This is a genomic window from Paenibacillus sp. P4_A9 (genome assembly GCF_056402415.1).
Genome location: NZ_JBFUHL010000122.1, coordinates 1 through 6,189, shown reverse-complemented (window position 1 = coordinate 6,189; position 6,189 = coordinate 1). Strand labels below are relative to the sequence as shown.

General features: G+C 43.8%; 9 protein-coding genes. 5 read left to right on the top strand and 4 right to left on the bottom strand.

The genetic code is table 11. From position 1 onward, the window contains the following. The first annotated feature begins 139 nt into the window (after nucleotides 1-139). Complete coding sequence (locus AC1DVJ_RS29390) at nucleotides 140-847, top strand: class I SAM-dependent methyltransferase (protein WP_477596191.1); 708 nt, start codon at nucleotides 140-142, stop codon at nucleotides 845-847. A gap of 77 nt (nucleotides 848-924) precedes the next feature. Here the strand turns inward: AC1DVJ_RS29390 and AC1DVJ_RS29385 are convergent, their stop codons facing one another. The 3 genes from AC1DVJ_RS29385 to AC1DVJ_RS29375 all read right to left on the bottom strand — a co-directional run bounded on the left by AC1DVJ_RS29385 (nucleotide 925) and on the right by AC1DVJ_RS29375 (nucleotide 2,296). Beyond that, complete coding sequence (locus AC1DVJ_RS29385) at nucleotides 925-1,347, bottom strand: Gmad2 immunoglobulin-like domain-containing protein (protein WP_477596189.1); 423 nt, start codon at nucleotides 1,345-1,347, stop codon at nucleotides 925-927. A gap of 11 nt (nucleotides 1,348-1,358) precedes the next feature. After that, nucleotides 1,359-1,574 carry a hypothetical protein gene (locus AC1DVJ_RS29380; protein WP_477596187.1) on the bottom strand — a complete coding sequence of 72 codons (216 nt, stop codon included), beginning with the start codon at nucleotides 1,572-1,574 and terminating at the stop codon, nucleotides 1,359-1,361. A 71-nt stretch (nucleotides 1,575-1,645) separates the two neighbouring features. Further along, nucleotides 1,646-2,296, bottom strand: a complete 651-nt coding sequence (locus AC1DVJ_RS29375; RefSeq protein ID WP_477596185.1) for a hypothetical protein — start codon at nucleotides 2,294-2,296, stop codon at nucleotides 1,646-1,648. Between the two features lie 129 nt (nucleotides 2,297-2,425). Here AC1DVJ_RS29375 and AC1DVJ_RS29370 point away from each other — a divergent pair, with 129 nt between their 5' ends. The 4 genes from AC1DVJ_RS29370 to AC1DVJ_RS29355 all read left to right on the top strand — a co-directional run bounded on the left by AC1DVJ_RS29370 (nucleotide 2,426) and on the right by AC1DVJ_RS29355 (nucleotide 4,999). Then, nucleotides 2,426-3,583, top strand: a complete 1,158-nt coding sequence (locus tag AC1DVJ_RS29370) for a helix-turn-helix domain-containing protein (protein ID WP_477596193.1) — start codon at nucleotides 2,426-2,428, stop codon at nucleotides 3,581-3,583. A gap of 101 nt (nucleotides 3,584-3,684) precedes the next feature. Further along, nucleotides 3,685-3,954, top strand: a complete 270-nt coding sequence (locus AC1DVJ_RS29365) for a hypothetical protein (protein WP_477596183.1) — start codon at nucleotides 3,685-3,687, stop codon at nucleotides 3,952-3,954. A 114-nt stretch (nucleotides 3,955-4,068) separates the two neighbouring features. Further along, a complete protein-coding gene (locus tag AC1DVJ_RS29360) occupies nucleotides 4,069-4,419 on the top strand; it encodes a zinc ribbon domain-containing protein (RefSeq protein ID WP_477596181.1) in 351 nt (116 codons plus the stop codon). 121 nt (nucleotides 4,420-4,540) lie between these two features. Then, nucleotides 4,541-4,999 (top strand): SRPBCC family protein, encoded by a 459-nt coding sequence (locus tag AC1DVJ_RS29355; protein ID WP_477596179.1) that lies wholly within the window; start codon nucleotides 4,541-4,543, stop codon nucleotides 4,997-4,999. 219 nt (nucleotides 5,000-5,218) lie between these two features. Here AC1DVJ_RS29355 and AC1DVJ_RS29350 read toward each other — a convergent pair. Then, nucleotides 5,219-6,189, bottom strand: a 971-nt coding sequence (locus AC1DVJ_RS29350) for a helix-turn-helix domain-containing protein (RefSeq protein ID WP_477596177.1), incomplete at its 5' end; no start/stop codon positions are given.

Genomic DNA, 6,189 nt, shown 5'->3' with positions numbered 1-6,189 from the left:
AGTCTCTAATATGAGATGATGGGAAGGAAAATGAGTATGATGACTTACGATTGTATGATTATTCAAGTAATATCAGCAGCTTCCCAAGGCGCGTTGGCTGGTGTGGGAATAAACAGCGAGCTCCTTATGGAAGATTGGAATGGTCACTATGCGTGAAGAACTTGTCTACAATTCYGAGATGGCACTTGCCTACGAGAAGACCTCGCGAGTCTCGATTCCATCGTATGATGCCTTATTCGCGATGGTTCAATCCTACTATCGAGCACATGTGGGTGTCGAAGCGGCATCATTGCTGGTGATCGGCGCAGGGGGCGGCAATGAACTATCTGCTTGGGGACCGTCGAACCCCGAATGGACGTTCACCGGAGTCGATATTTCTGAACAAATGCTAAAGAGTGCTAAATTCAAAACTGCACAACTAGGCATGGAAAGCCGCGTCAAACTCATCTTGGGAACGATTGACGATCTGCCACAAACAGACTCGAAGTTCGACGCTGCAAGTTGTATCTTGGTTCTTCACTTCATTGACGATGTTCATGAGAAGTTGAAGCTGCTTCGATCTATTAAGAATAATATGAAATCGCGAGCTCCATTCGTACTCGTTAGTGCTTTCGGAGACCGTAATGAGGCCGAACTTCACGACAGATTAAACGTCTGGAAAAGCTTTTGGCTGGATGGGGGAAAAGAGTTATCCAAAGTGAACGAGATGATCAATACTGCGCTGATGAAGCTTTCTATCATTCCTGAAACTCAAATTACTCAGCTATTGGCCGAATCCGGATTTACCAATATAACCCGCTTTTATACAACTGGACTTTTTGGCGGATGGATTTGCCACGCAGAATAAGTAAGCTCGCGCTATTGTCGGCGTGATTACAACCGATAAATTGCGCGAGCCTCTTAATGTTCCTATGTCCTTGTTGCCTATACGGATGGTAAAGGTACTACCAATTCATTAACTCGTTGACCCGTTTCTTGATTGATTTCAAACAAAATCACATTAAGCTTTTCATTTGGTGTTAGAGTTGAGGTGTCTAGTTGAATTTCGAAAGTTCCCCACCCAGGACCTCCTTGACTTGCCGTGACGAAAGCTTTGTTCAAATCAGTTTGTCCATTTGAAAGTACATAGTTAACCGTGCCTTCAAAAACGCTTGCTTCGCCTTTTACAACATATTGATTCGGTGCTATCTTCTTAATGTTTACATCACGAAAGACCTTGTTGCTATAAACTTTTTCCGAGGCGAGTTCACTTTGCTGATCAACCTTAGGGTGCGCAGCTTGAACTATACCGCTTCCTATCAAACAAAAAACAACGATCAAGCTTGCTGCAAGATATATTTTTTTCATCTATTCACCTATTACGAGAGACTTTCTTCATCAGCGTTTGCAGATTGTTCTGTACGTGCTTCAGCTAATTGTGCATGGGCTTGATCAAGTTGTTCTTGTGCATTCTGTATGGTCTGTCTTCGATTATTACTCACGGATTGAGCTTGATTCAATTCGCTTAAGGCATCAGCTACAGCATTGTGAGCCGCAGTTACGGCATTTTGCTGATCGGATTGTTGGTCAGACATGGATACACCTCCAAATTGTTATTTTTATGGCTATGTTAATTTTTCCAAGAGTACACAGAATTATACAGCCGCTATGTCGGCAAACAGCTAATGAGGCAAACCGCCTGCGCACTCAAACATACCGGAGTACATAAGACAGCAAAGATGCCGCATGCAGCTTTGCAAGAGTTTGCAATACGATAACATTTTGCATTGCATTCGGGATCAGCGGTCGCGCCTTTGCCTACACGCGGAATTAGCTTTTTTAATACACGCTCAAGTTTAGTGAATAGTCGTTTAAGGGCAAGTTGGAGCGATTTATCGATGCTGATCTTCAATGTTGTGCCGTCTTTGAATCGTATTTTTTTTGCACCCGTACCAGAGCACCCACATTGACAGCCGCTTTCAAGTCTAATGGGAACGATTGCTTTCTTATTAATGAATCCTCTAGTAGAGATATTGCCGTTCTTATCTTGGAGAATGATGTTGGCACTGGAGACGCCGTTCACTTGTTTACCAAAGGAAGCAGTGAGTCTGCTGCTTGTTCGATTCAGAGATTGTATTTTGAATGTTACTAAGTTACATGCATTCTGCGTGATGTTTAAGAAGATGTCGGAGACACCTCGACTGGCGTTTGTAACTAATTCGATGTTCGCGCTTAAGATGCCTTCTTGCTTAAATTTTAAGCTTGCTGTTGCAAAAAGGGTGGTCGTTCCGTTGACTGTGCGTAGTAGTCCGGGCATAGCTATCACTCCCTCAATTCAATTGGTGTGTACTCTCACAACATATGTGGAACCAAAAGACTCGGTGTGGGTGAAACACTAGAAAGCCCTAGCCACTAATAGCAATAGGATCAGAACTAAAACGACAAAATAAAAACAGCCGCAGTCAGAGACTTTTCTTTCAAGTCTTCGTACCCACATGCGTATATCAGTTGCTTAATTGCTAAGCTGGATCGGGATTCGGTGACGGATGAGCGTTATTATCAATTGAATCCTTCCTTGTTCTCGATTTACATTCAGCAATTCATTCAAGAGAGCCTCGATGAGAGTTTTAAGGGGTATGTCTTCATTCATCACGACACGGAAGTTGTCGCACTGATTAACCATGATGGTGTTGATACCATCAATTCCGATATGGAGAAGCTGACGAATCGGATTCGGAAGGATATTCGGGTGCAATCTAATTTTACCCTTACCTTCGGGTTAGGCAGCCCAGTCAAGGACCTGGAATCTAATTCCAAATCGTACAAAGAGGCCGGATTAGCGCTATTATACCGATTAGTTATTGGTGGAGATCGGTTGTTCTCAAACGAGATTGTTGCGGAGATGAAATTGGAAAAGCACGATTGGCACGCCGCCGACTGGCATTCCTTGAATCAATTCGTCCAAGAAGGGGACTTGGCGAATGTTCAGCAACATGCTAACCTCTACGTGACGAAGCTTTGCCAGCAGTGGAAGGATCCTGAAATCATCCACCAACAAATCTGCAAAATGCTGCTGCATTTCTACGAGTTGGCTGTGAATTTGGCCGTTGTGAAGCAGTGGCTGCAGAACACGGATGTGAAGCAGGTTTTGGTGGACATTTACTCGTATTCGTCCAGTAAAGAATTGAYCGAGCGCTGTCAGAAGCTGCTTGGCGATTTAACCGTATGCATCGGGAATCGTAAGAAAAAGCTAGTGACAAGCCCCGTCGAAATTGTGGTGCGCTACGTAGAGGAGCATTATGCAGAAGCGATCACGTTAAATACGATGGCCGAAATCGTCTATCTTAGCCCGTCCTATTTAAGCAGCTTGTTCAAAAGCAAGCAAGGTCAGTCTTTCATTGATTTCCTGACGGAGAAGCGGATCGAGAAAGCCAAATCACTCCTGCTATATTCCGATGAAAAGATTCAAGCAATCTCCGATTCTACCGGATTTACGAACATCAGACATTTCAATCGTGTGTTCAAAACGCTCACGAATCGGACCCCATCCGAGTTCCGTGAGGGAAAGAACGCAGCCATATCAGAACCGTCCAAGGTTAATTAAACTTGAGCGGTTTTTTCTCTTTTATTTTGGAGGTATCCATACCAATTTAGCGCACATGAATAACATAGTAGGGATACTAGAATGAGAGAAGGTGAGACAACATGATGAAAAAATCGCAAATGGCAAGATTGGAAAATCAGGTCTATTCGAATCGCGTTGCACGATCGGAATTCGATAACAACTGGAAGACGAGTGTGTCGAGTAGTGGTTATGTCGTGTACACAGCTACTAAAAATAACGCAAAGATTATTGTTTTACTTACCACGGGATTAAGAAAGCTAATTATTTTCGATAAAGGCGGTAGAGTACTTGTCGGCTCTGGCGGGGTAAGTCATTATAGTAAACCGCATAGGGCGAAGGATTTGAATTAGAACAGTTTGAAGAATAAGTACTTGCTCGGCAGCTACAACGGTATTACTTTAGGATGTATTCGCATATGATTCGTTAGGAAGCGAATATATTAAGGGCCGGGGAGTGGAAGGGGCATGTCTTTTTTTGATAAAGTCAAGCAAGGGGCATCAGAGGCAGCGAAGAAAGCGCAGCAAACCGTTGAGATTACCCGATTCAAAACTCAAATATCATCGAAAGAAAGAGAAATTGATAAAATCTATAAATTAATTGGGGAAACGGTCTATACGTCGAATCTTTCTGGAGATTTCACACAGATCGAAGCCAATGTTAAGGACTATTGCCAAGGCATCGCTCAAATCAACCAAGAGATCGGCGAAATTGAACAGAAAATCACCGAGGTTCGGAATGAAAAAGAATGCGTTTGCGGCAAAGTAGTTGCAACTGACACGAAGTTCTGTTCGTCCTGTGGTCATCATTTTGTTTAAGTAAATGGAGAAAAAGCAGTTTCCCAGAGAAAGCTTCTGTGGGAACTGCTTTTATTTTTTTGTACCTCAGCCTATGCTATGATAGTTAAAAAAATGAAGATAGTTAATGGAGGCATAGAAGATGGCTGAACTTAACCAAGATCCTGTTGTAAAGGTAGAAATGCTGATTAGAAAACCTGTTCATGAGGTATTTGAAGCTTTCATCGACCCTGAAATTACGGCGAAATTCTGGTTCACTCAAGGCAGCGGAAGATTAGAAGCAGGCACTCGCGTACAATGGGATTGGGCCATGTATGGGGCATCCGCGGAAGTTGATATCAAAGAAATAGAGATCAACAAACGAATTCTTGTTGATTGGGGCACTTTGGTTGAGTGGACCTTCACCTCACAAGCAGACAACGAAACCTTCGTGACCATCACGGACAAAGGGTTCGTTGGAACCGGTGATGAAAAAGTTAAACGCGCTCTTGATTCAACGGAAGGCTTTACGATTGTTTTATGCGGACTGAAGGCTTATCTAGAGCATGGTATTCGCTTGAATCTTGTATCGGACAAGGCTCCGTATGCGCATATCCAGTAAGACGGTTTGCGTTCTCAGGGGAAGGACAAGCTGCGAATAGAGGGATAAAGTACAGTTAAATCTGCTGGATTCGGTCGATAATATCAAATAAATGGAAAAACTCCAGTTAAAAATCAACTATTTCGCGAAATCCGCGGAAACGGTTGAAAATAGCTGGAGTTTTTCCATTTAAAAGTGAAAAGAGGGTTAAAAAGTAAATTATAGCTGGATATTTTCCAGTTATTTCAAATTAATCGTGGTATTCTTCTGATACCGAGTAGCAACCTGCGCCAAATACGTGTGTATCCAGGCATCGACGGTTTCGGAGTTTAAGCAATTTTTGCGGAAATGACTGGGTGGTGTTCCCATTTCTCTGGTGAAAACCTGGGTGAAATAGTGAATGCTTTCAAATCCGGTATCTTCCGCGATTTGTTTTAACGGGAGATCCGTGTAGCCTAGCAAATAGGCGGCTCGTTTGATTCTCTCCGTTTTGACGATGGAGGGGAAGGATTGTCCCAATTCATCCGAAATCAGACGAGATAGCTGTCGTTCCGATAGATGGAGGCTCTGCGCCACATCACTAAGCGTCATTTTATGAGAAAGATGATCCTGTATATAGGCTTTGACCTTCTTAAGTGTGCCTTGCAGCTCCAAATTCGCGGTAGACGAAGCGGTATCACCTGAGCGGCAATGCTGCAGAAATAAGGAGATACAACTGATGACCAATGTATAGGCTAATTGCTCAATCGTTTCCTTGTAGCGATCTCCCGTCTCCGACGCTTGAATGAGCAGGGCTTGCCAAATGAGCATGGGGGCTGTGCGATCAGCATTCGGGATGAAAAGATGCGGATAAGCGCATAGCTGGCTAAAATCCTGCATAAAAGCATCACTCGACTCGGATGCGACCGGCTCCAGAGCGAAAAATAAGAGCAGCATGCCTTCATCGCTTTGAATGGAATGTCGGCYCTCAGGCTTCGAGCAATACAGGGTCCCAGGCCGAAGGGGATAGGTGATGCCATCGTGAAAGTAAAGTCCTTCTCCTTCTACGACATAGCAAATTTCAAAAAAGGAATGGGTATGCGGACGATTGCCCTTATGCTGCGGCTTCGCACCCCAGTAGTGAACAAAGATGGAGGCGGAGGCACCTTGCAGCTGAACCACATTCTGGTTGAGATACAGGTTACTACGCGAATAAATGGATGGACTCAGCA

What these genes read in the sequence shown, in the direction of transcription:
- AC1DVJ_RS29385 (WP_477596189.1), bottom strand. Translation starts at nt 1,347, where the DNA reads ATGAAAAAAATATATCTTGCAGCAAGCTTGATCGTTGTTTTTTGTTTG.
- AC1DVJ_RS29380 (WP_477596187.1), bottom strand. Translation starts at nt 1,574, where the DNA reads ATGTCTGACCAACAATCCGATCAGCAAAATGCCGTAACTGCGGCTCAC.
- AC1DVJ_RS29375 (WP_477596185.1), bottom strand. Translation starts at nt 2,296, where the DNA reads ATGCCCGGACTACTACGCACAGTCAACGGAACGACCACCCTTTTTGCA.
- AC1DVJ_RS29365 (WP_477596183.1), top strand. Translation starts at nt 3,685, where the DNA reads ATGATGAAAAAATCGCAAATGGCAAGATTGGAAAATCAGGTCTATTCG.
- AC1DVJ_RS29360 (WP_477596181.1), top strand. Translation starts at nt 4,069, where the DNA reads ATGTCTTTTTTTGATAAAGTCAAGCAAGGGGCATCAGAGGCAGCGAAG.
- AC1DVJ_RS29355 (WP_477596179.1), top strand. Translation starts at nt 4,541, where the DNA reads ATGGCTGAACTTAACCAAGATCCTGTTGTAAAGGTAGAAATGCTGATT.